This window comes from Hydrogenophaga sp. GW456-12-10-14-TSB4 (genome assembly GCF_059424305.1).
In genome coordinates, this window is sequence record NZ_JBWKZH010000011.1 from 1 (window position 1) to 23,012 (window position 23,012).

Below are 23,012 nucleotides of genomic sequence, written 5' to 3' on the forward strand. Positions count from 1 at the left end.
CGGCGGGAGCGGGCGGGGGTGCTGCGGCGGGGGAGCCTCCGGAACCGCCACCACAGGCGGCGAGAAGTGCACACAGATTGAGGGCCCAAAAATTCCGATGCGTGAAGACAGACAACATTTCTTGGTATGGTGATTGGAGTTGTAACTGAACGGTTTCGACCTTAACAGCTTCTTGTTGCAGCCCTCACCCCAACCACAAGGAATTGACATGCCGAAGGCTTACTGGATTGCCACCTACCGCTCCATCAACGACCCCGCCGCCCTGGCGGCGTACGCCCAGCTCGCCGGCCCGGCCATCCAGGCGGCGGGCGGGCGCTTCCTGGCACGCGGCATGCCGACCCAGGTGTATGAGGCCGCGGTCCACCAGCGGGCGGTGCTGATCGAATTCGACAGCGTGGCGCAGGCCACCGGGGCACACGACAGCCCCGAGTACCAGGCCGCGTTGAAGGCCCTGGGTAACGGCGCGGAGCGCGACATCCGCATCGTCGAAGCGGTGGCATAAAGGCCCGCACCCTGGCCCAGGCGGCCCCGCATATCCGTTTTTCGCATATCGCTGCTCGATAAGGATCGTTCCCTGCGCGCGGTGGGCTCCCTAGCATGGGCCCACCATGATCCTTGTTGAGCTTCCCCCCGTGCGGCAGGACTTCGACATCCGGCCCCTGAGCGACGCGCTCGGTGCCGAGGTGTTGGGCCTGGACCTGTCCGCGCCCCTGTCCGACGACGACTTCACCCGCCTGCACCGCGCGCACCTGGCGCACCACGTGCTGGTGTTCCGCGACCAGCGCATCACCCCCGCACAGCAAGTCGCCTTCAGCGCGCGCTGGGGCCCGCTGCAACGCCACGTGCTGCACCAGTTCGCCCTGCCCGAACAGCCCGAGGTGCTGATCGTGAGCAACATCGTGGAGAACGGCAAACCCATCGGCCTGGGCGATGCAGGCGTGTTCTGGCACTCGGACCTGTCGTACAAGGACAAGCCCAGCCTGGGCTCGTTCCTGCACGCGCAGGAGTTGCCCGCCGAGGGCGGCGACACCCTGTTCGCCAACCAGCACCTGGCCTGGGACGAGCTGCCCGCCGAGCTCGCGCGCGCCGTGCAGGGCCGCCGCGCCGAGCACAGCTACCTCAAGGTGTACGCCGAGCTGCAGCGCCGCAGCCCCTGGCGGCCCGACCTCTCGCCCGCACAGATCGCCGCCGTGCCCACGGTGAGCCAGCCCATCGTGCGCACGCACCCCGAAACCGGCCGCCAGGCCCTGTTCGTCAGCGAGCACTTCACCACCCGCGTGGTGGGCCTGCCCGACGACGAGAGCGAGGCGCTGCTGCAAGCCCTGTACGCCCACAGCACGCAAGACCGCTATGTCTACCGCCACCACTGGCTGCCGCGCGACATGGTGTTCTGGGACAACCGCTCGGTGCTGCACCTGGCCGCGGGTTGCCCCGCCGACCAGCGCCGCCGCCTCTACCGCACCACCATCGAAGGTGATGCGCCCTTCTGACCCTCACCCTGCAAAGACCTTCATGAAAAAACGCACTTTCGTCCACGGCCTGCTGGCCGCCGCGCTGACCGCCTCGGCGTCGTTCGCCGCCCACGCCGAAGGCCAGATCCGCATCGCCCAGCAATTCGGCGTGGTGTACCTGCTGCTCAATGTGGCGGAAGACCAGAAGCTGATCGAGAAGCACGGCAAGGCCGCCGGCGTGGACGTGAAGGTGGAGTTCGTGCGCCTCTCGGGCGGCAGCGCGGTGAACGACGCGCTGCTCTCGGGCCAGATCGACATCGCCGGCGCCGGCGTCGGCCCGCTGCTGACCATCTGGGACCGCACCAAGGACAAGCAGAACGTGCGCGGCGTGGCCTCGCTGGGCAACTTCCCGTACTACCTCGTCAGCAACAACCCGGCGGTGAAGACCATCGCCGACTTCACCGACAAGGACCGCATCGCCCTGCCCGCCGTGGGCGTGTCGGTGCAGTCGCGCGTGCTGCAGCTGGCCTCGGCGCAGCGCTGGGGCCAGGACCAGTACAACAAGCTCGACAAGCTGCAGGTGGCCGTGCCCCACCCGGACGCGACGGCCGCCATCATCAAGGGCGGCACCGAGATCACCGGCCACTTCGGCAACCCGCCGTTCCAGAACCAGGCGCTGGCCGGCAACCCGAACGCTCGCATCGTGCTCAACAGCTACGACGTGCTCGGCGGCCCCTCGTCGGCCACGGTGCTGTACGCGACCGAAAAATTCCGCAGCGAGAACCCCAAGACCTACCGCGCCTTCACCGCCGCGCTGCAGGAAGCCGCTCAGTACATCACCGCCAATCCCGAGGGCGCGGCCGACATCTACCTGCGCACCGGCCAGGGCGCCATCGACCGCCAGCTGCTGCTGTCCATCATCAAGAGCCCGGAGGTGCAGTTCAAGCTCGCACCGCAGAACACCTTCAAGCTCGCGACCTTCATGCACGGCATCGGTGCGATCAAGAGCAAACCCGCCTCGGCGAAGGACTATTTCTTCGACGACGCACACAGTGCGGCGGCGAACTGACATGAATTCGGCCCACGTCCTGCAGCGCCACGCCATCGGCACGCCGATGCAGGACCTGCTGCGCGCCACGCGCGAGCAGGAGGGCGGTGCCGTGTTCGGCCCCGAGAAAGTGCCCGCGGCCGCCCTGCCCCGGCCGCTGCTGGACTTCGACGGTGTCTCGCTGGAATACGCCACCGACCGGCAGGTGGTGCGCGCCACACACCGCGTGAGCCTGTCGGTGTTCGAGGCCGAGCGCTATGTGCTGCTGGGCCCCTCGGGCTGCGGCAAGAGCACGCTGCTGAAGGCGGCGGCGGGTTTCATCGCACCGCGCGAGGGCCAGATCCGGCTCGACGGCCAGGCCATCCAGGGCCCCGGGCCCGACCGCATCGTGGTGTTCCAGGAATTCGACCAGCTGCCGCCGTGGAAGACGGTGCTGGGCAATGTGATGTTCCCGCTGCGGGCCACCGGGCGCCTGGCCCGCGCCGAGGCGCTGGAGCGCGCGCACGCGGTGCTCGAACAGGTGGGCCTGGCCGATTTCGCCGACGCCTACCCGCACCAGCTTTCGGGCGGCATGAAACAGCGCGTGGCCATCGCGCGCGCCCTGGCCATGCAGCCGCGCGTGCTGCTGATGGACGAACCCTTCGCCTCGCTGGACGCCCTCACGCGCCGGCGCATGCAGGAAGAATTGCTGGCGCTGTGGGAGACCGTGCGCTTCACGCTGCTGTTCGTCACGCACTCGATTGAAGAGGCGCTGGTGGTGGGCAGCCGCATCGGCGTGCTCTCGCCGCACCCGGGCCGCCTGCGCGCCGAGATCCAGGCGCACGAATTCGGCCTGGGCAGCAGCGGCGGGCCCGCCTTCCAGGCCGCCACCCAACGCATCCACGGCCTGCTGTTCGGGCCCGAGAATCCCACCCCATGAGCCTGTCCCACGCCCTGCCCCCGATCCGACCCGAGGCCGAATACCCCCTGCCCGCGCTGGCAGACACCCCGGCCGAGCGCCCGCTGCCCTGGCACCAGCGCGTGTGGCAGCAGGCCTGGCTGCGCAAGGCCGTGATCCTGCTCGCGCTGGCGCTGCTGTGGGAGTTTCTCGCGCGCTGGCAGGACAACGACCTGCTGCTGCCCACCTTCGGGCAGACCGCGCATGCCTTCGTCGACGGCATCGCGGGCGGCGAGCTGCTGCTGCGCGCCCGCGCTTCGCTGGCGGTGCTGCTGCAAGGCTACCTGCTGGGCATCGTGGCGGCCTTTGCGCTCACCACACTGGCCGTGTCCACCCGGATCGGGCGCGACCTGCTGGCCACGCTCACGTCCATGTTCAACCCGCTGCCGGCGATCGCACTGCTGCCGCTGGCGCTGCTGTGGTTCGGCTTGGGGCAGGCCAGCCTGGTCTTCGTGCTGGTGCACTCCGTGCTGTGGCCGCTGGCCCTGGCCACCTTCGCGGGCTTCCAGGCCGTGCCCGACACCCTGCGCATGGCCGGGCGCAACTACGGCCTGCGCGGCGTGCGCTACGTGCTGCTGATCCTGGTGCCCTCGGCCCTGCCGGCCATCCTCTCGGGCCTGAAGATCGGCTGGGCCTTTGCCTGGCGCACACTGATCGCCGCCGAGCTGGTGTTCGGCGTTTCCTCCGGCAAGGGAGGATTGGGCTGGTACATCTTCCAGAACCGCAACGAGCTCTACACCGACAAGGTGTTCGCCGGGCTGGTCACGGTGATTCTCATCGGCCTGCTGGTGGAGAACGTGGTGTTCCAGACGGTCGAGAAACTGACCATCCGCCGCTGGGGGGTGGCGCGATGAGCGCGCCGCGCCGCGTCACCATCGTCGGCGGTGGCTTCTCCGGCGTGAGCGCGGCCGTGCAGCTGGTGCGCCACAGCCCGGTGCCGCTGGCCATCACGCTGATCGAATCGCGCGACCGCGTCGGCCCCGGCCTGGCCTATGCCACGCACGACCCCGACCACCGCCTCAACGGCCCGACCTGGGTGCATGCGGTCGATCCCGTCGACGGCGAACATTTCACGCGCTGGTGCGAAGCGCACGGCGTGTTCGAGGCCGACCCGCAGGCCGTGCAGGCCAACGGCACGGCTTTCGTGCGCCGCGCGGTGCTCGGTGCCTACCTCGAAGCCATGGTGCGCAGCCACGCCAGCTGGGCGGCCACGGGCTCGACCATCCGCACGCTGCAGGACCGCGCGGTGCATGCCTGGGAGGCCGACGGCGAGGTCACCACGGTCACCGAACACGGCCAGACACTGGCGGCCGACCTGCTGGTGCTGGCCACCGGCAACGCCGAGCCGCGCCTGCAGGCCCCGCTGGACCCGGCGCTGGCCCGACACCCGGGCGTGATCGAGAACCCGCTGGTGACGGCGCGGCTGCTGGGCATTCCGCGCGAGGCGCGCGTGCTCATCATCGGCAGCGGCCTGACCTCGCTGGACGTGGTCTCCACCCTGCAGCGCCAGGGCCACGCCGGCGGCGTCACGGTGGTCTCACGCCGGGGCCTGCGCCCTCGCCCGCAACCGCTGGCCAACGGCGTGGTCACCCACCCGGTGGGCCGCCAGAACCTGGACCGCCTGCTCGGCCCCGCGCCCGCTTTCCTCACCGAGGTGAAGCCCGAGCTGCGCACCTGGATCAAGACCCTGCGCGCGCGCATCCGCGACACCGTGGCGCGCGGCGAGTCCTGGAACCTGCCGTTCGACGAGCTGCGCGATGCCGTGTGGCAACTCTGGCCCACGCTGCCCGCCGCGCAGCAGCGCCGCTTCCTGCGCAGCGTGCGCCCCTGGTACGACGTGCACCGCTTCCGCTCGCCTCCGCAGACGGAAGCCATCAACCGCGAGGCCCTGGCCGCCGGCCGGGTGGTGCATGTGGCGGCGCGGCTGCGCTCGCTGGCGGTGCAGGCGGGCACGCACCGCATCGAAGCCGTGCTGCAGCCCTCGGGCGGCGGCGCGCCGCGCACCGAGGCCTTCGACGTGGTGGTGAACTGCACCGGCCTGGACGCCGCCGCGCGCACCGCCGGCAACCCCCTGCTGCAGGCCCTGGTGTCGCACGGCACGCTGCGCTCGGATGCCGCCGGCATCGGCTACGCGGTGGATGCGAACTGCCGCGTGATCGACAGCGAAGGCGAAGCGCTCTCGCGCATCCGCCTGATCGGCCCGCCCACGCTGGGCACCTTCGGCGACCCGGGTGGGGCCATGTTCATCGCGGCGCAGATCCACCGCATGCTGCCGGACGTGTTCGAGACGCTTCAGCGCCCCGCCTTGTCGACCGCTTTTTTGAGCAGCTCGTATTCCGCGCAAGGCCTGGCGGTGCAGAGCAGCTCCAGATAACGCAGGTTCTTGCGCGCGCCGGCCACGTCGCCCAGCGCCAGGAACAGCTCGCCCTGGTACTCCAGCGCGGGCCGGTGTTCGGGGTCGTACAGCAGCGCTTCGCGGTACCAGCGCCCTGCCTCGTCGTAGCGCTTCAATTGCCGCAGGCTGTAGCCAAGCAGGTTGTAGACCTCGGCGTGCTGCACGGTCTCGCTGAGCTTCGTGAGCCGCGCGATCGCTTTTTCGTACTCGCCCGCGTAGACGGCGGCGCGCACGGCGGAGAGGTCGGGCAGGTCGGACGACGGTGGCGCCCCCGCCGCGCCCAGCGCCAGCGGCGCGGCCGCCAGGGCGGCGATGAACGCGCGCCGCACTCAGGCCTCCACCGCCTGGGGTGCCACCTCGCCCATGGCCTCCAGGATCTCGCGCTTGAGCGCCGCGAACGCCGGGCTCACGCGGTCGCGCGGGCCGGGCGGCAAGTCCACCTTCACCTGCCTGACGATGCGGCCCGGGTTGGCGTTCATCACGATCACGGTGTCGCTCAGAAAGATGGCCTCGTCCACATCGTGCGTGACCAGGATCATGGTCACGCCCTCGGCGCGCCAGATGCGCAGCAGCTCTTCCTGCAGGCGCACGCGGGTGAGCGCATCCAGCGCGCCCAGCGGCTCGTCGAGCAGCAGGATCTCGGGCTGGCCGACCAGGCCGCGCGCGATCGCGCCGCGCTGCGCCATGCCGCCCGAGAGCTCGTGCGGGTAGGCCTTCTCGAAGCCCTTGAGGCCCACCAGCTCGATGTGCGACTGGGTGGTGCGGCGCTGCTGCTCGGGCGTGAGCGTGGAATTCGTCAGCGCCAGGCCGATGTTCTGCTCCAGCGTCATCCAGGGCAGCAGGCGGTGGTCCTGGAACACGATGCCGCGCGACAGGCTGGTGCCGGCGATGCGCTCGCCGTGCAGCAGGATGTCGCCCTCGTAGTCCTTGTCCAGCCCGAGGATGAGGCGCAGCAGCGTGGACTTGCCACAGCCGCTGGGGCCGACCAGCGTCACGAAGGCGCCGGGTTCGACGTTGAAGCTGGCGTTGACCAGCGCGTCCAGGCGCGGACGGCCCGGCACGGAATAGCTTTTTGAAACGGCCTTGACTTCAAGGCGACCGGGTTCTGCCATGGTGTTTATCCTTCAAAGCCTTGTTTCCAGCGCAGGACCCTGCGTTGGAGGAGGTACATGGTGCGGTCGATGCCGAAGCCCACGAGGCCGATGATCACCATGCAGACCAGCAGCTGGTCGGTGAGCAGCAGACCCTGCGCGCGGAAGATCAGGAAGCCCAGGCCTTCGAGGCCGCTCAGGCCTTCGGCCACCACCACCAGCGCCCAGGCCAGCCCGGCCGCGTAGCGCAGCGAGACCATGATGGTCGGCGTGGCCGCCGGCAGGATGATCTTGCGCACCAGCTGCCAGCGCGTGAGCGTCATCACCTCGGCCAGCTCGATGTAGCTCTTGTCCACGCTGCGGATGCCCTGCAGCGTGTTGAGGAAGACGGGGAAGAACACCGTCTTGGCGATCACCAGGATCTTGGCCGGTGCGCCCAGGCCCAGCCACAGCACGATCAGCGGAAACCAGGCGATGCCCGGGATGTGGCGGATGGTGTCGAAGGTGGGCGAGAGAAACTGCTCGAAGCGCTTCGAGAGGCCCGCGCCGACGCCGAGCACCAGCGCGGCGAAGGCGCCGTACAGGAAGCCTTGCGAGACGAGGGACAGGCTCACCGCGAAGTCCCACAGCAGCCGCTGCTCCGTCAGCATCTTGAAGAAGGCCTCCACCACCTTGATGGGAGCGGGCAGGAAGACCGGGTCGATCCATTCCAGGCTGGCGGCGGTCTGCCACAGCAGCAGCACCCCGGCGGGCAACAGGAAGCCGATGGCGCGGCTGGGCGCGAGCCATTGCTGGAGCTTCGTCCCGAAGGACGAAGCTTCCGACGCTGGCGCCGTGGAGGGAAGGGTTTGCGTCAGCGTGTTCATGGCGCGCTCAGCGGTAGATGGAGTGCGTGCCGCCCGCGAAGAAGCGGCCGTCCACGAAGGCATCGACCTGCGCATCGGTCAGGCGGCGTTCGCTCAGGATGTCGTCGCCCTGCTTCACGTACCAGTCGATGAAGGTCTTGATGGAGTTGCGCGCGCGCTGGGCGTTGGGCTCGCCAGCCATGAACTCCCATTGGCCCAGGTGGGTGATCTGGAACTTGGCCACCTCCACCGGCACGCGGGTTTCGCGCGAGACGATCTTGGCGGCCTCGTCCACGTTGTCCAGCGTCCAGGCCATGGCGCGCTCGCGCGAGGCCAGGAAGGCTTTGACCGCTTCGGGGTACTTGTTGACGAACTCGCGCTTGGCGAAATACGTCACGCGGCCGGCGTGGTTCACGTACACACCGTCGTCCGGCACGTGGCCGATCACCTTGAGCTTGCCCGAGAGCCAGGCGCCGGTGGCGTTGCCCGCGGCCAGGTGGGTGGTGGTGGCATCGAGCGCGCCGGAGATCACCGCCGAGATCGCCACGGTGGGGTTGTCGATCGATTCGTAGCGCACGCGGCCCTTGGTCTGGCGCGTGTCCAGCGGCAGGCCCACCGAGTTCAGGGCTTCCGTGGGGGCAGACCAGTAGCAGCTGATGCGGCTGCTGCCGAACTTCTTGCCGTCCAGATCGGCCAGCGTGTTCACCGACTTGTTCGACACGGCGGCGAGCACCGGCGCGCGGTAGCGGTTGGAGGTCTCGGAAGCCCAGATGATCACGCCGTCCAGGCCGTTGGCGCGGTGCACCGTGGCCGGGTAGATCATGCGCTGCGCGATCGAGATCGCCCCCTTGCTGAGGGCGCCCGTTTCCGCACCCACCAGCTCCGCACCGCCCGATGCGATGAGGTTGACTTCCTCGGTGCCGACCTTGCTGAACTCCTCCTTGAAGATGCCCTTCTCACGGGCGATCACGGTCCAGGGGGTGAGCTGCAGGTTGATGGCCGGCAGCACTTCGGCGGCGGCGGTGCCGGCCTGGCCGATCAGGCCCAGGGCCAGGGCGGCGGCGCTGCTCAGGGCGCGCAGGCGGTTGCGGGACGTTCTGTTTTTTGTCACGACGGTCATGAGGTTCTCCAAGGTTCGTCTGTCAGGTGGTGTGAATGACGCGCCGATTCTTGGGGCGCGGCGCGCGCCGGCCAACGAAGGAAAACGGACACCCATATGCCACGACAAATGCCGCAGATGCTTATGCGCATTTCGAGCCACACGAACGCGAGGGCGCGCCCAGAATCCCTCTCCCATGAGCTCCATCGATGCCTCCCACCGACGCCCGCTGCGCCAACTGGCGTGGCTCACCGCGCTGGGCCTCGCGGCGCTGTGCGCGGCGGTGTTCATGGCGATCGAATCGCGCGCTGCTTCTTCCGCGCCCCTGCCGGTGAAACAGCTGCGCATCGGCGTGGCGCCCACCACACTGCCCGTGAGCACCGGCGAGCGCGACTACACCAACGCCGGCTTCGAGGCGGTCTACGCGCAGGAACTGGCGCGGCACCTGGGCGTGGACGCGCTCATCGTGCCGCTGCCGCCCGATGCGCAGGCACAGGCCTTGCGCCAGGGCGATGTGGACCTGGTGCTGACGCGCGCCGACGAGGCGCGCCAGAAGGAAGACGGCTTGCGCGCGCTGGGCACGGGCTACCAGTCGGGCCTGAGCGTGGCGATGCGGTCGGACACCGACGTGCGCGCCTGGAAAGACCTGGCCGGACGCCTGGTCTGCGTGACCGCGGACAACGCGCGTGCCCATGCCCAGGCCGAGCGCATCCAGGGCCGGCTCAAGGTGTTCGAGGCGCCGGCCCAGGCCCTGGTGCAGGTGCGCACCGGCGAGTGCGCGGCCGCCATCCTCGACGGCTCACAGCTCGAACCGCTGCTGGCACAGAAGGAATGGCGCAAGTTCTCCGCCACCCTGCCCGCCACGCGCGACAGCGCGCTGGAAGCCTGGCTGGCCGAGGGCCGCCAAGACCTGGCCGCGCCCATCCGCGCGGCGGTGCAGGCCATCGGCTCCACCGCGTCCTGGGCGCAGCGGCGCCAGAAGTGGGCGGCCAACGTGGCGTTCGAGGTCTACTTCGACCAGACCGGGCCGGACTGCCATTGATCCGCAGGCTCGCGGCGCTGGCGCTCGCTCTGGGCCTGACCGGCCCGGCGGCAGGCGAACTGCTGCGCGCCCTCTACGAGAGGCCCGCCAGCCAATGGCCCGCGCCCTGGGTCGATGAAGGCGTGGCCTTCGTGGAGCTGGGGGCGCTCGCGCCACCGCCCACGCCACCCGCGCCGCTCGTGCAGCTGGGCCAGCGCCTGTTCTTCGACACCCGCCTGTCCGCGAACGGCCGCGTGGCCTGCGCCAGCTGCCACCGGCCCGACCAGGGCTGGACCGTGCGCGCCCCCACGGCCATCGGCGCGAACGGCACGCCGGGGCGGCGCAACCCGCCGGGCCTGCAGGACGTGGCCACGCGCGCGCACTGGGCCTGGGACGGCGCGGCCCGCTCGCTCGCGGAACAAGCGCTGCGGCCCCTGACCGACCCGCAGGAGATGGGCAACGCTTCTCTCAGCGAGGTCGGTCGGCGCATGGGCCTGTCACCGGCCCGCATGGGCGAGGCCCTCGCGGCCTTCCAGCACACGCTGCAGTCCCGCAGCCGCTTCGACCGTTTCGCGCAGGGCGAACACCGCGCGCTGACCGACCTGGAACTCCAGGGCCTGCACCTGTTCCGCACCACCGCGCGCTGCGCCAACTGCCACTTCGGCCCCACCCTGAGCGACGGGCGATTCCACAACCTCGGCATCGCCTTCTTCGGCGAACCTTCGCAGGACCTGGGCCGTTTCGAGGTGACACGGCGGTGCGAGGACGTGGGCCGCTTTCGCACAGCGGGCCTGCGCGGGGTGGCGCGTACAGCGCCCTACATGCACCACGGCCTGTTCGATTCGCTGGCGGGGGTGCTGAACCTCTACGCGCGCGGCGGCGGCGACCCGCGCAACGGCCGCGCGGGCGTGGCGAACGACCCGCTGTACGCCTGCGCGCAGCGGGTCTCGCCCCACCTGCAGGCGCTGCCGCTGAGCGCGGCGGACATCGCCGCGCTGCAGGCCTTTCTGCAGGCCTTGTGACTCAGGCCGCGAGCCGCGCCGCGCCCGCGTGGCGGCTGACGGGCCGCTCCAGGCCCAGGTTCTCGCGCAGCGTGCGGCCTTCGTAGGCGGTGCGGAACAGGCCGCGCCGCTGCAGCTCGGGCACCACCAGGTCCACGAACTCGTTGAGCGAAGCGGGCAGCACCGGCGGCATGACGTTGAAGCCATCGGCCGCGCCGTTCTCGAACCATTCCTGCATGCGGTCGGCAATGGTCTCGGGCGTGCCGATCACCACCCAGTGCCCGCGCGCGCCGGCCAGGTACTCGTAGAGCTGGCGCACGGTGAAGCGCTCGCGGCGCGCGAGCTCGATCACCACGTGCGCACGGCTGTTGATGCCCTTGGGCGGCTCGGGGTAGTACGGCGGCGGCGCGTCCAGGTCCCAGCGGCGCAGGTCTTCGCCGGGCCAGTACGGCACCAGGGTGCTCAGGCCCACCGAAGGGTGGATCAGCGCCTGCAGCTCGGCCCACTTGGCCTGAGCCTCGGCCTCGGTGCGGCCGATCACGGGCGAGATGCCGGGCAGCACCAGCAGTTGCTCGGGCCGGCGGCCGTACTTCGCCATGCGGCCCTTCACGTCCCGGTAGAAGGCCTGGGCCTCGGCCAGGCTGGTCCAGGCGGTGAAGATGGCCTCGGCGGTGGCCGCGGCGAGCTCCTTGCCGTCTTCGGACGAGCCGGCCTGCACGATCACCGGGTGGCCCTGCGGCGAGCGCTCCAGGTTGAGCGGCCCCTTGACCTTGAGGTACTTGCCGATGTGGTTGAGCTCGTGCAGCTTGGCCGGGTCGAAGTACACGCCGGACTCGCGGTCGCGCACGAAGGCGTCGTCCTCGAAGCTGTCCCACAGGCCCTTGACCACGTCCACGAACTCGGTGGCCTTGGCGTAGCGCTCGCCGGGCGAGGGATGCGCGTCCAGCCCGAAGTTGCCGTGCACGCTGTCGTTGCTGGTGGTCACCACGTTCCAGGCCGCGCGGCCCTTGCTGAGGTGATCCAGCGAGGCGAACTTGCGCGCCAGCAGGTACGGGTCTTCGTAGGTGGTGGAGGCGGTGGCGACGAAGCCGATGTGCTTCGTCACCGCCGACAGCGCGGCCCACAGCGTGACCGGCTCGAAGTGCGAGATGCGGCCCTGGCGGCTGAAGGACTCGTCGTCGCCCGTGCCCCAGATGCCCGGGCTGTCGGCCACGAAGACCTGGTCGAACAGGCCGCGCTCGGCGGTCTGCACGACCTCGATGTAGTGGTCGATGTTGGTGCCCGAGTCGATCTGCGAGCCCGGGTGGCGCCAGGCGGCGACGTGGTGGCCGGTGGCCATGATGAAGGCGCCAAGGCGCAGTTGTCGGTTGCTCATGCGGGTGTGCTCCCAGTGGATCGAGCCCGCCAATCTAGGCGCGCGAGCGTCCCCGAGGAAGGAAACAAACCGCATATCCATAGCCGTTCTGATTCGTTGCGGCGCTGCACCATGCTGCCTAGCATTCATGCACCGGTGTTGGAAACGACTGGTCCGGCCGATGCGGGGATGCCCGGTTGTCTCCTGGGGGGAGGATTGCATCGGCCGGTTTTTTTTGGATCAGGACCCTGGCTCAGATGTTTGGGCAATTAAGAAACAAAAAAACAATGGTTTGTGTGTTGAAGCGGCGCTTTTAGAGTGCCTTCAGCTTCACACACGAAAGGGTCTTCAACATGACGGTTGCCTCCGAATCTTCCACCTTGCTCGATGCCCTGGAGGCGGTCGAACAGGCTGCCCGCACCAGTGGCTTGCCCTACGCGGGCGGCATCCCGCCCGAACTCGCCTGGTCGCTGGTCGCGGCCGGCGAAGCCCGGCTGGTGGACGTGCGCAGCGCGGAAGAGCGCAAGTTCGTGGGCCACGTGCCCGAGAGCCTGCACGTGCCCTGGGCCACGGGCACCAGCCTCACGCGCAACCCGCGCTTCGTGCGCGAGCTCGAGGCCAAGGTCGGCAAGGAGGCGCGCGTGCTCCTGCTGTGCCGCAGCGGCAAGCGCTCGGCCCTGGCGGCCGAGGCCGCCGCCAAGGCCGGCTTCACACAAGTCTTCAACGTGCTCGAAGGTTTCGAGGGCGAGATCGACGCGCAACAGCACCGCGGCGGCCAGGATGGCTGGCGCTTCCACCAGCTCCCATGGGTGCAAGACTGATGACCGACGCGCACCTGTTCGACCTGCAGCAGGTCGTGCGCGACCTCGCCGACGTGCGCCAGCGCTGGCGCACCGCGCAGAAGCGTTCGCGCGAACCCGGCGGGCGCGAACTGCCGTCGCGCGACGCGCTCAGCGCCATCCTCGACGGGCTGCGCGGCGCGCTGTTCCCGATGCGCCTGGGCCCGCCCGACCTGCGCCAGGAGAGCGAGGACTTCTACATCGGCCACACGCTGGACGCCACGCTGCACGCGCTGCTGGGCCAGGTACGGCTGGAGCTGCGCTACCAGCACCGCCACACGGGCGGCACCGACGAAGCGGCCACCGAACAGCAGGCACGCGAACTGGTGCGCGACTTCGCGCACTCGCTGCCCCGCCTGCGCGAGCTGCTCGACAGCGACGTGGTGGCAGCCTACGAGGGCGACCCCGCCGCGCGCAGCGTGGACGAGGTGCTGCTGTGCTACCCCGGCATCCAGGCCATGATCCACCACCGCGTGGCGCACCGCTTCTACCAGTTGGGCGTGCCGCTGCTCGCGCGCATCGTGGCCGAGCTCGCGCATGGCGCCACCGGCATCGACATCCACCCCGGCGCCTCGATCGGTGCGGGCTTCTTCATCGACCACGGCACCGGCGTCGTGATCGGCGAGACCGCCGTGATCGGCCAGCGCGTGCGCGTGTACCAGGCGGTCACGCTGGGCGCCAAGCGTTTCCCCACCGATGAGAACGGGCACCTGAGCAAGGGCCTGGCGCGCCACCCCGTGGTGGAAGACGACGTGGTGATCTACGCCGGCGCCACCGTGCTCGGGCGCGTGACCATCGGCCGCGGCGCCACCATCGGCGGCAACCTGTGGGTAACGCACGACGTGGCCGCCGGCGCCAACCTGAGCCAGGCCCGATCGCGGGAGGTCACCGCCAGTCCCTGAGCCGCCTCACCCCCTTTTCCCTTCCACCCACTCGACCACTCGGAGTCTTCATGTCTGACCCAACCCCATCCCAGCTGGCGCTGGGCGACAACGCCGCGCGCCAGTTGGCCAATGCCACCAAGACGGCACCCGTCCTCTCCACCATCAGCCCGCGCTGGCTCACGCACCTGCTGCAATGGCAGCCGGTGGAGGCCGGCATCTACCGACTCAACAAGGTGAAGAACCCGCAGGACGTGGAAGTCTTGTGCGCCAAGCGCGACGAGAGCGAGCTGCCCTCGACCTACGTGGACTACGAAGACCAGCCGCGCGAGTACTTCCTGAACGCGGTCTCGACCGTGCTGGACGTGCACACCCGCGTGTCCGACCTCTACAGCAGCCCGCACGACCAGATCAAGGAGCAGCTGCGCCTGACCATCGAGACCATCAAGGAGAAGCAGGAAAGCGAGCTGATCAACAACGCCGACTACGGCCTGCTGGCCAGCGTGCACCCGGACCAGATCGTGTACCCGCTCACCGGCGCCCCCACGCCGGACGACCTGGACGAGCTGCTCACCAAGGTGTGGAAGGAGCCGGCCTTCTTCCTCACGCACCCGCTGGCGATCGCCGCCTTCGGCCGCGAGTGCACGCGCCGCGGCGTGCCGCCGCCGACCGTGAGCCTGTTCGGCTCGCAGTTCCTCACCTGGCGCGGCATCCCGCTGATTCCCAGCGACAAGGTGCCGGTGGCCGACGGCAAGACCAAGATCCTGCTGCTGCGCGTGGGCGACAAGCGCCAGGGCGTGGTGGGCCTCTACCAACCCGGCCTGGCCGGCGAGCAGAGCCCGGGCCTGTCGGTGCGCTTCATGGGCATCAACCGCAGCGCCATCGCCTCGTACCTGATCTCGCTGTACTGCTCGCTCGCGGTGCAGACCGAGGACGCGCTGGCGGTGCTGGAAGACGTTGAAGTGGGCAAGTTCCATGACTATCCAGACACCTACAAGTGAGCGGCTGCCGGCCGGCTTGCCCGACCTGGCGGCGCTGAACCAGCTGGCGGGCGCGTTCTTCGCCGCCCTGCCCGGCTCACCTGCACCCGGCGCGAACCTGGCGCCAAGCTCCGCGCAGCGCGCTCTCTCGCTGGGGCCGTCCACGCCCTCGCTGGTGCCGCACGCGACCGAGCCCCACGGCCTGCCGGGCGCGGACGACCTGCGCGAACTGCTCGCCACGCCACCGCGCCACGCCGCGGCGCCGGGCAGCGCGCCCACCGACACGGCAGGCGCGTTCTACTTCACCAAGGACCTGCAAACACCGCAAGGCTTTGCCACGCAGGCGCCGCAGGCCGATGCGGCGCGCCACCCGCCGTTCGATGTGAACGCGGTGCGGCGCGACTTCCCCATCCTGCAGGAGCGCGTGAACGGCCGGCAACTGGTGTGGTTCGACAACGCGGCCACCACGCAGAAGCCGCAGTCGGTGATCGACCGCGTGTCGTACTTCTACGAGCACGAGAACTCCAACATCCACCGCGCAGCGCACGCGCTGGCGGCCCGCGCGACCGACGCCTACGAGAGCGCGCGCGAGAAGGTGCGCGCCTTCCTGGGTGCGTCGTCGGTGGAAGAAATCATCTTTGTGCGCGGGGCCACCGAGGCCATCAACCTGGTGGCGAAAACCTGGGGTGCCAAGCACGTGGGCCAGGGCGACGAGATCATCGTCTCGCACCTGGAGCACCACGCCAACATCGTGCCCTTGCAGCAGCTTGCCGCCGAGAAGGGTGCGGTGATCCGCGTGATCCCGGTGGACGACCGCGGCCAGGTGCGGCTGGACGAATACCAGAAGCTGCTCAACAGCCGCACGAAGCTCGTGGCCGTCACCCAGGTCTCCAACGCATTGGGCACGGTGGTGCCGGTGCAGGAGATCGTGGCGCTGGCGCACCGCGCGGGTGCCAAGGCGCTGGTGGACGGCGCGCAATCGGTGAGCCACCTGCGCGTGAACGTGCAGGCGATCGACGCCGACTTCTTCGTGTTCTCCGGCCACAAGGTGTTCGGCCCGACCGGCATCGGCGTGGTCTACGGCAAGCGCGAACTGCTGGACGACATGCCCCCATGGCAAGGCGGCGGCAACATGATCGCGGACGTGACCTTCGAGCGCACGGTGTTCCAGCCGCCGCCCAACAAGTTCGAGGCCGGCACCGGCAACATCGCCGACGCGGTGGGCCTGGGCGCGGCGATTGACTATGTGCAGCGCATCGGGCTGGAGAACATCGCGCACTACGAGCACGACCTGCTGGCCTACGCCACGCACCACCTGCAACCCATTCCCGGCGTGCGCCTGATCGGCACCGCGCAGGAGAAGGCCAGCGTGCTGTCCTTCGTGCTGCAGGGCTACACCACGGAGGAAGTGGGCCAGGCGCTGAACGAGGAAGGGATCGCGGTGCGCTCGGGCCACCACTGCGCACAACCGATCCTGCGGCGCTTCGGCGTGGAGGCCACGGTGCGGCCCTCGCTGGCGTTCTACAACACCTGCGAAGAAGTCGACCGCTTCATCGCGGTGGTGCGGCGGCTCAGCTCGGGCCGCCGGCGCCAGGCCTAGGCCTCAGCGGCTGGCCACGATGAACAGCCGGGGGAACGGCAGCAGCACCGTGCCGTCCGCCAGCGCGGGGTAGGCCTGGGTGATGGCGGCGAGGTAGCGGGCCAGGAACGCCGCTTTCTCACCGTCGTCCAGCGGCGCCAGGTAGGGCCGCAGGGCCGAGCCCTTGAACCACTCCACCACCGCCTCGGGGCCACCCGCCAGCGGGTGGTGGTAGGTCGTGCGCCAGACATCGACCGCCGTGCAATGCGGCTTGAGCAGCGCGTAGTAGAAGGCGGCGCCGTGCCGCGCGGGGTGCTGCACGCCCGCGATCTTGCCGGCCCAGGGCCCCTGGGCCGCGACCTCGCGCGCGAGGCGGTGCGCCGGCTCTTCGAGGTTGTCGGGCGTCTGCACCGCCAGGCTGCCGCCGGCGGCCAGCCGGCTCACCAGGCGCGGGTACAGCGCGGCGTGGTCGGGCAGCCATTGCAACGAGGCGTTGGCCAGGATCACATCGAAGGACTCGACCGGGTTCCAGGTACCGATGTCGCCGAGCTCGAAGCGCGTGCCGGGCAGGCGTTCGCGCGCGGCGGCCAGCATATCTTCGGAGCTGTCCAGGCCCGTCACCCGGGCTTGCGGAAAACGGTCGGCCAACACCTCGGTGGAGTTGCCGGGGCCGCAGCCCAGGTCGATCGCCACCTGCACGTCGCGCGCCGGCAGGGCCGCCACCAGATCGCGCACCGGGCGGGTGCGCTCTTGTTCAAAGACCGAGTAGGTGCGGGCGGACCATGTCATCGCGTGAGCTCTCCATGAGGTGGATCGGCCTCCATTGTGCGCAGGAAGAAAGGCCCCCTGCGAGAACCGACTATCGATCTTCGGAAAGCTTATTGGCGAGCGATCGGCAGCGTGCCTACCCTGCCGGGTTCGCCGTCGTTCGACGGCCTCTCAACCCAAGGATGTCTGCATGAACTCGAAGGTGCTCCAAGTCACCGCCCTCTCGCTGGTTTCTCTCGTCGCCGCCGCCACGCCCGCGCTCGCGCAGACGCCGGCCTATCCCACCAAGCCCATCACGCTGGTCGTGCCCTACCCGCCCGGCGGGCCGAACGACAGCATCGCCCGCGCCCTCGGGCCGGAACTGGCCAAGGCCCTCGCGGTGCCAGTGGTGATCGAAAACAAGGCGGGCGCGGCCGGCAACATCGGCACCGGCTTCGCCGCCCGCGCCGCAGCGGACGGCTACACCATCGCCCTGCCCGGCTCCGCGCTGTCGATCAACACCGTGATCTTCGACAACGCGCCCTACAAGATCAGCGACTTCCGCGCTGTGGGCATGGTGGCGCAAGGCCCGGTGGTGGCCGTGGCCCACCCTTCGCTGAACATCAAGACCATCGCGCAACTCGTGGCCCACGCCAGGGCGAACCCGGGCAAGCTGTCCTTCCCTTCGGGCGGCAAGGGCACTTCGCCCTACCTGGCGGGCGAGCTGCTCAAGAACACGGCGAACATCGACATGGTGCATGTGCCTTACAAGGGCACGGGCGAGTTCATTCCCGATCTGCTGGCGGGCCGGGTGCCGGTGGCCTTCGTGAGCCCGCTGATCGCGCGCCAGCACGTGGACACGGGCGCCCTGGTGCCGCTGGCCACCACCGGCACCAAGCGCCTGCGCGGCTGGGAGAACCTGCCCACCGTCGAAGAAGCGGGCGTGCCCGGCTTCCGCGTGCTGCCCTGGTACGCCGTGGTCGTGCCGGCAGCCACGCCCACCCCGGTGGTGAACAAGCTCAACGCCGCGCTGCAGCAGGCCCTGGCCTCGGCCGAAATCCAGAAGAAGCTGGTGGACCTGGGCCTGGACGCCCTGCCCGGCACCGCCGACGACGCGCAGGCCGTCGTGGTGCAGGAAGTGCAGCTCTGGAAGAACGTGCGCCTCAGCGACTGACCGTCAACGGTTGATCACCTGGCCGTCCGGCAGCACCGAGAAGGTCTCGAAATGCCGGGGCAGCACCTGCGCCGCCGCAGGTGCCACCCGGCGCACCTCCTCCTGGAAGATCTCGGCGTGCGCCAACGCGCTGCTCTGGTCCGCGCCATAGGGAAAGGTCTGCACATCCCAGTGCGTGGCCACCACCACCTTGGGCAGGCCGGTGGCGCGCAGCAGCCGCTCGGTGTAGCGGAAGATCTGCAGGCGCGGCCGGGCCGATGGCACCAGCACGATGGACGGCGTGAGGCCCTGCACCTCGCGTTCGATGTAGTTCATGGAGCCGAACATCAGGATCTCGTGGTGCCGGAAGCGCACCAGATAACCGAAAGTGCCGCCTTCGGAAAACGCCTTCAGGGGCAAAGGCCCCTGCAAGCCTTCGGGCACGATGCCGGCGTCGAAATAGCACTTGTCGCACAGCGCCGAATGCAGGCTGGGGATCACACGGATCGAGAGCTCGCCGAAGTCGTAGTCCTCTCCGCCGCGCACCGGCACCAGCTGGGACTCGGCCACGCCGTAGGCGCGGGCGATGTTGGTGGCGCTGTAGGAGCCGACCACGTGCGCACCGGTCCTCTTCGCGATGTGCGGCATGTCCATGCAGTGGTTGAAGTGCGCATGGGACAGCAGGATGTGCGTGGCTTCCTGGTTGTGCCGGTCGATCGTCTCGGTGTCGCTCGGCACGATCTCGTCGAAGCTGTAGGCCGGGCGCTCATCGCCGGGCGCGGCGTTCGCCGGCAGCATGCCGAAGCGGTTGCCGCTGTAGCGCAGGCGGGTGAAGTACGGGTCCAGCAAGACGGTGTGCCTGCCGTCGGTGATCTTCCAGGCCGCCGACCCGTAGTGGGTCAGCTCGATTCGTCCATCCGCGAAATAGTCTCTGTCAACGCTCACGAAAATCCTCGGCATCTTGGGTGAAACCGACCATCATGCGAGGGCCGGCTCTGCCCGCGCAAAGAAGGTTTTCGCGGATGCTTATGCGTTGGACGGCGATGGGAAGAAGCGGTTCTCGGGCCGGGGCAAACCAAGGTTCTCGCGCAGCGTGCTGCCTTCGTACTCGCGACGCAGCAGCCCGCGCCGCTGCAGCTCGGGCACCACCTGGTCCACGAAGGCGTCCAGCCCGCCGGGCAGCCAGGGGAACATCACGTTGAAACCGTCGCTGCCTTCGGTCTCCAGCCATTCCTGCATCTCGTCGGCAATGGTCTGCGCCGTGCCCACGAAGGCCAGGCCGGCGTAGCCGCCCAGGCGCTGCGCCAGCTGGCGCACGGTGAGGTTTTCGCGCCGGGCCAGCTCGATGGTGCGCTCGCGCGTGCTCTGGCTGGCGTTGGTGGGCGGCACCTCGGGCAGTGGCGCGTCCAGATCGAAACCCGAGACATCGTGGCCCAGGGCGATGGACAGCGAGGCGATCGCGCTGTCGGTGTGCACCAGGCCATCGAGCCGCGCGCGGATCGCTTTCGCCTCGGCCACGGATTCGGCCACCACCACGAAGGCGCCGGGCAGCACCTTGAGGTGATCGCGGTCGCGGCCGATCTTGGCCATGCGACCCTTCACGTCTGCGTAGAAGCGCCGCGCGTTCTCCAGCGTGCCTGGGGCGGAGAACACCACCTCGGCGGTCTCGGCCGCGAGCTGGCGCCCGGCTTCCGAAGCACCAGCCTGCACGATCACCGGCCAGCCCTGCACCGGCCGCGCGATGTGCAGCGGGCCGCGCACGGAGAAATACGGGCCCTTGTGGTTGAGCACGTGCAGCCGCTCGGGGTCGAAGAAGCGGCCGCTGTCCGCGTCGCGAACAAACGCATCGTCGGCCCAGCTGTCCCACAAGCCGGTGACCACGTCGTGGAACTCACGGGCGCGCACGTAGCGCTGGTCGTGCTCCATGTGGTCGTCCAGGCCGAAGTTGCGCGCCGCGTCCGGGTTGCTGGTGGTAACGATGTTCCAGCCCGCGCGGCCGTGGCTCAGGTGGTCCAGCGACGCGAAGCGCCGGGCGATGTGAAACGGTTCCTCGAACGTGGTGGAGGCCGTGGCCACCAGCCCGATGTGCCGCGTGTGCTGGGCCAGGGCCGAGAGCAGCGTGAAGGGCTCGAACGAAGTCACCGTGTGGCTGCGCTGCAGGGCTTCGAGCGGCATGTTGAGCACGGCCAGGTGGTCGGCCATGAAGAAGGCATCGAAGCGCGCGGCCTCCAGGCGCTTCACCAGGTACTTCAGGCGCTCGAAGTTGAAATTGGCATCGGCCCAGGCGCCAGGGTATCGCCAGGCACCGGTGTGGATGCTGACGGGGCGCATGAACGCGCCCAGCCGCAGCTGGCGCCGGCTCATGCCTCGCTGCCTTCGATGTCCTCGCCCAGCTCGTGCAGCAGGTGTTCGACGAACGCCTCCATCGGCGGCAGACCCGGCGGCAGCGACCGCCCCGTGTGCAAGGGAAACCAGCCGCGCCGGCCCGCGCTCAGCCGCAGGAAGACCACGTCGGGAGACTCGCCGGCATCGAACACATGGGGCACGCCGGGCGACAGCCAGACCCAGTCCCCAGCCTCGCACAACAGTCCCGTGAAACCACCCGAGGTGCGCACGCTCAACAGCGCCGTGCCTTTCAGGAAGACACAGGCCACGGCGTCTTCGCTGGCGAGCTCCTGGGGCCGTGGGTGCGCGCCGTCGTAACCCCGGCGGGCAAAGCGCACGCGCTCCGACACGTGTGCGCCCAGTTGGCGCCGCAACTCGACCAGCGCCTTCGCGTGGTCCGCCACGGCATCGCCCGGGTCCGGTCCGTCGACCCAGCGCCCCCAGCGCACGCCCACCGAGGCCGCCAGCGGGCAGACCGCGCCCTCGCACACCGAGGTGGACAACCAGAGACCGTCGGTATCGAACGTCGCAACAGCAGCCATGCGAGCCAGTGTCCGCATGCCCCGCAGCCAGCACAACGACGCATTCAGACTTAGCTCATGCGCTCAGCGTCTATGCAGTCCATATGCCACGAAGCCATAAACAAACTACTTCATAGTCGTTTGGTTATTTGGATGGCCTCTAGAGAATGCAGTTTCGCATTTAATAAAGGAGCCCTTCATGAGCAACACCCTTCGACTGGGCGACACCGCGCCGGACTTCACGCAAGACTCCACCGCAGGCCCCATCCATTTCCACGACTGGGCCGGCGACAGCTGGGTGGTGCTGTTCTCGCACCCCGCTGACTTCACCCCCGTATGCACCACCGAGCTGGGCAAGACGGCCGCGCTCTCGGGTGAATTCGCCAAGCGCAAAGTCAAGCCCATCGCGGTCAGTGTCGACCCGCTGGACTCGCACGGCAAATGGGTGCTCGACATCAACGAGACCCAGAACACCACGGTGAACTTCCCCATCCTCGCCGATGCGGACAAGAAGGTCGCCACGCTGTACGACATGATCCACCCCAACGCCTCGGCCACCGCCACGGTGCGCAGCGTGTTCATCATCGACCCGAAGAAGGTGATCCGCACCACGCTGACCTACCCCGCCAGCACCGGCCGCAATTTCGACGAGATCCTGCGCGTCATCGACTCGCTGCAGCTCACCGACAGCCACAAGGTGGCCACGCCCGCCAACTGGAAAGACGGCGACGACGTGGTGATCGTGCCCAGCCTGCAAGACCCGGCCGAAATCGCACAGCGCTTCCCCAAAGGCTTCAAGGCCGTGCGGCCCTACCTGCGCCTCACCCCGCAGCCCAACCGCTGAGGGTTCGCCGCATGTCCTCACCCACCGTCATCATCATTCCGGGCTGGCGCAACTCCGGCCCGGGCCACTGGCAAACGCTGTGGTCCGACAGCCTGCCCTCGGTGCTGCGGGTGGAGCAGGACGACTGGGTGGCGCCGGTGCGCAAGGCCTGGGTGGCGCGGCTGAGCGAAACGATTGAACGCGCACCCGGCCCGGTGGTGGTGGTTGCGCACAGCCTGGGCTGCATCACCACCACCCACCTGCCACCCGAGATCACGCAGCGCATCCAGGGCGCGCTGCTCGTGGCCCCGGCCGACCCCGAGCGCCGGGGCGTGCTGGCCGACTTCGCGCCCGTGCCCTACCAGCGCCTGCCGTACCGCAGCATCCTGGTGGCCAGCGCCAACGACCCCTACTGCCCAGTGCGCACGGCCGGCGCCTACGCCCGGGCCTGGGGCAGCGAGTTCGTGCGGCTCAACGATGCGGGGCACATCAACGTGGATTCCGGGCATGGCCACTGGCCGCTGGGACTGGCGTTGCTGCAGTCGCTGGGGGCGGACGTGTCGGCTCGTACCCAGCAGCCAGAAACCGCCTGACATCCGTTCACGGAGCACGCTGCCCAGAGGGGCTGCACAGCGTTACACACCCAGGCCCGTCTTGCACCAGGGCAGTGCATTGACCGGGCCCAGTGCATCTCCAGTACTTTTTTTCGCTTCATTCCAAAGAAGCGGCAATCCGATCTTTCAATCCAGCGCCTTGTGAAAGACGCGGGCAAAGCGCGCCCACCTCCCCAAGACTGCGCCGATCCAAATTTCTGTTGAAGCGCTAACCGCGATTCACCGGAAACCTTGGTTCTTCACCACCA

General features: G+C 69.1%; 24 protein-coding genes. 15 read left to right on the plus strand and 9 right to left on the minus strand.

All coding sequences use genetic code 11. The annotated features are described in order from the left end of the window. Window positions 1-208: 208 nt before the first annotated feature. The 6 genes from AC07ZS_RS07915 (at window position 209) to AC07ZS_RS07940 (ending at window position 5,810) form a co-directional block, all read left to right on the plus strand. Window positions 209-502: a DUF1330 domain-containing protein gene (locus tag AC07ZS_RS07915; RefSeq protein WP_494798044.1), complete on the plus strand. Its 294-nt coding sequence runs from the start codon at window positions 209-211 to the stop codon at window positions 500-502. Window positions 503-608: 106 nt separating this feature from the next. Beyond that, entirely contained in the window at window positions 609-1,490 is an 882-nt protein-coding gene (locus AC07ZS_RS07920; RefSeq protein ID WP_494798045.1) for a TauD/TfdA dioxygenase family protein, read from the plus strand. A 22-nt stretch (window positions 1,491-1,512) separates the two neighbouring features. Next, window positions 1,513-2,520, plus strand: coding sequence for an ABC transporter substrate-binding protein (locus tag AC07ZS_RS07925; protein ID WP_494798046.1), 1,008 nt, complete (start codon window positions 1,513-1,515; stop codon window positions 2,518-2,520). Between the two features lies 1 nt (window position 2,521). Beyond that, a complete protein-coding gene (locus AC07ZS_RS07930; RefSeq protein WP_494798047.1) occupies window positions 2,522-3,418 on the plus strand; it encodes an ABC transporter ATP-binding protein in 897 nt (298 codons plus the stop codon). Continuing rightward, window positions 3,415-4,290, plus strand: a complete 876-nt coding sequence (locus AC07ZS_RS07935) for an ABC transporter permease (protein WP_494798048.1) — start codon at window positions 3,415-3,417, stop codon at window positions 4,288-4,290. The genes AC07ZS_RS07930 and AC07ZS_RS07935 overlap by 4 nt, the downstream gene beginning before the upstream one ends. Then, window positions 4,287-5,810 carry an FAD/NAD(P)-binding protein gene (locus AC07ZS_RS07940; protein ID WP_494798049.1) on the plus strand — a complete coding sequence of 508 codons (1,524 nt, stop codon included), beginning with the start codon at window positions 4,287-4,289 and terminating at the stop codon, window positions 5,808-5,810. The genes AC07ZS_RS07935 and AC07ZS_RS07940 overlap by 4 nt, the downstream gene beginning before the upstream one ends. Here the strand turns inward: AC07ZS_RS07940 and AC07ZS_RS07945 are convergent. The 4 genes from AC07ZS_RS07945 to AC07ZS_RS07960 are packed head-to-tail and all read right to left on the minus strand — an operon-like array spanning window position 5,729 to window position 8,887. After that, a complete protein-coding gene (locus AC07ZS_RS07945; RefSeq protein WP_494798050.1) occupies window positions 5,729-6,160 on the minus strand; it encodes a tetratricopeptide repeat protein in 432 nt (143 codons plus the stop codon). The genes AC07ZS_RS07940 and AC07ZS_RS07945 overlap by 82 nt on opposite strands. Next, the gene (locus tag AC07ZS_RS07950) at window positions 6,161-6,943 is read right to left on the minus strand and encodes an ABC transporter ATP-binding protein (RefSeq protein ID WP_494798051.1); all 783 of its coding nucleotides are present in this window, start codon (window positions 6,941-6,943) and stop codon (window positions 6,161-6,163) included. 5 nt (window positions 6,944-6,948) lie between these two features. Beyond that, complete coding sequence (locus AC07ZS_RS07955) at window positions 6,949-7,788, minus strand: ABC transporter permease (protein ID WP_494798052.1); 840 nt, start codon at window positions 7,786-7,788, stop codon at window positions 6,949-6,951. Window positions 7,789-7,795: 7 nt separating this feature from the next. Beyond that, window positions 7,796-8,887 carry an ABC transporter substrate-binding protein gene (locus tag AC07ZS_RS07960; RefSeq protein ID WP_494798053.1) on the minus strand — a complete coding sequence of 364 codons (1,092 nt, stop codon included), beginning with the start codon at window positions 8,885-8,887 and terminating at the stop codon, window positions 7,796-7,798. A 175-nt stretch (window positions 8,888-9,062) separates the two neighbouring features. Between AC07ZS_RS07960 and AC07ZS_RS07965 the strand changes: the two genes are divergently transcribed. Together AC07ZS_RS07965 and AC07ZS_RS07970 are read left to right on the plus strand one after the other, a co-directional pair. After that, complete coding sequence (locus tag AC07ZS_RS07965) at window positions 9,063-9,908, plus strand: transporter substrate-binding domain-containing protein (RefSeq protein WP_494798054.1); 846 nt, start codon at window positions 9,063-9,065, stop codon at window positions 9,906-9,908. After that, the gene (locus AC07ZS_RS07970; RefSeq protein WP_494798055.1) at window positions 9,905-10,909 is read left to right on the plus strand and encodes a cytochrome-c peroxidase; all 1,005 of its coding nucleotides are present in this window, start codon (window positions 9,905-9,907) and stop codon (window positions 10,907-10,909) included. Before AC07ZS_RS07965 ends, AC07ZS_RS07970 begins: the two co-directional genes overlap by 4 nt. 1 nt (window position 10,910) lies before the next feature. On the opposite strand, the gene AC07ZS_RS07975 is transcribed toward AC07ZS_RS07970, so the two are convergent. Beyond that, window positions 10,911-12,263, minus strand: coding sequence for an LLM class flavin-dependent oxidoreductase (locus AC07ZS_RS07975; protein ID WP_494798056.1), 1,353 nt, complete (start codon window positions 12,261-12,263; stop codon window positions 10,911-10,913). 332 nt (window positions 12,264-12,595) lie between these two features. Between AC07ZS_RS07975 and AC07ZS_RS07980 the strand changes: the two genes are divergently transcribed. The 4 genes from AC07ZS_RS07980 to AC07ZS_RS07995 are packed head-to-tail and all read left to right on the plus strand — an operon-like array spanning window position 12,596 to window position 16,542. Then, complete coding sequence (locus tag AC07ZS_RS07980) at window positions 12,596-13,063, plus strand: rhodanese-like domain-containing protein (protein WP_494798057.1); 468 nt, start codon at window positions 12,596-12,598, stop codon at window positions 13,061-13,063. Further along, window positions 13,063-13,983 (plus strand): serine O-acetyltransferase EpsC, encoded by a 921-nt coding sequence (gene epsC / locus AC07ZS_RS07985; RefSeq protein WP_494798058.1) that lies wholly within the window; start codon window positions 13,063-13,065, stop codon window positions 13,981-13,983. The genes AC07ZS_RS07980 and epsC overlap by 1 nt, the downstream gene beginning before the upstream one ends. Window positions 13,984-14,033: 50 nt before the next feature. Beyond that, entirely contained in the window at window positions 14,034-14,963 is a 930-nt protein-coding gene (locus AC07ZS_RS07990) for a family 2A encapsulin nanocompartment shell protein (protein ID WP_494798059.1), read from the plus strand. Further along, window positions 14,938-16,542 carry a family 2A encapsulin nanocompartment cargo protein cysteine desulfurase gene (locus AC07ZS_RS07995; RefSeq protein ID WP_494798060.1) on the plus strand — a complete coding sequence of 535 codons (1,605 nt, stop codon included), beginning with the start codon at window positions 14,938-14,940 and terminating at the stop codon, window positions 16,540-16,542. Before AC07ZS_RS07990 ends, AC07ZS_RS07995 begins: the two co-directional genes overlap by 26 nt. 3 nt (window positions 16,543-16,545) lie before the next feature. Here the strand turns inward: AC07ZS_RS07995 and tam are convergent, their stop codons facing one another. Then, window positions 16,546-17,310 carry a trans-aconitate 2-methyltransferase gene (gene tam, locus AC07ZS_RS08000; RefSeq protein WP_494798061.1) on the minus strand — a complete coding sequence of 255 codons (765 nt, stop codon included), beginning with the start codon at window positions 17,308-17,310 and terminating at the stop codon, window positions 16,546-16,548. Window positions 17,311-17,479: 169 nt separating this feature from the next. Between tam and AC07ZS_RS08005 the strand changes: the two genes are divergently transcribed. After that, on the plus strand, window positions 17,480-18,442 hold the full coding sequence (locus AC07ZS_RS08005) for a tripartite tricarboxylate transporter substrate-binding protein (RefSeq protein WP_494798062.1): 963 nt from the start codon (window positions 17,480-17,482) through the stop codon (window positions 18,440-18,442). Between the two features lie 3 nt (window positions 18,443-18,445). On the opposite strand, the gene AC07ZS_RS08010 is transcribed toward AC07ZS_RS08005, so the two are convergent. From AC07ZS_RS08010 to AC07ZS_RS08020, 3 genes are all read right to left on the minus strand, one after another. Further along, a complete protein-coding gene (locus AC07ZS_RS08010; protein ID WP_494798063.1) occupies window positions 18,446-19,366 on the minus strand; it encodes an MBL fold metallo-hydrolase in 921 nt (306 codons plus the stop codon). 81 nt (window positions 19,367-19,447) lie between these two features. Then, window positions 19,448-20,785 carry an LLM class flavin-dependent oxidoreductase gene (locus tag AC07ZS_RS08015; protein WP_494798064.1) on the minus strand — a complete coding sequence of 446 codons (1,338 nt, stop codon included), beginning with the start codon at window positions 20,783-20,785 and terminating at the stop codon, window positions 19,448-19,450. After that, a complete protein-coding gene (locus AC07ZS_RS08020; RefSeq protein WP_494798065.1) occupies window positions 20,782-21,348 on the minus strand; it encodes a cupin domain-containing protein in 567 nt (188 codons plus the stop codon). Before AC07ZS_RS08020 ends, AC07ZS_RS08015 begins: the two co-directional genes overlap by 4 nt. Window positions 21,349-21,526: 178 nt before the next feature. On the opposite strand from AC07ZS_RS08020, the gene AC07ZS_RS08025 reads away from it, so the two are divergent. Together AC07ZS_RS08025 and AC07ZS_RS08030 are read left to right on the plus strand one after the other, a co-directional pair. Further along, window positions 21,527-22,171: a peroxiredoxin gene (locus AC07ZS_RS08025; RefSeq protein WP_494798066.1), complete on the plus strand. Its 645-nt coding sequence runs from the start codon at window positions 21,527-21,529 to the stop codon at window positions 22,169-22,171. Window positions 22,172-22,182: 11 nt separating this feature from the next. After that, window positions 22,183-22,743 carry an RBBP9/YdeN family alpha/beta hydrolase gene (locus tag AC07ZS_RS08030; protein ID WP_494798067.1) on the plus strand — a complete coding sequence of 187 codons (561 nt, stop codon included), beginning with the start codon at window positions 22,183-22,185 and terminating at the stop codon, window positions 22,741-22,743. The last annotated feature ends 269 nt before the right edge of the window (window positions 22,744-23,012 follow it).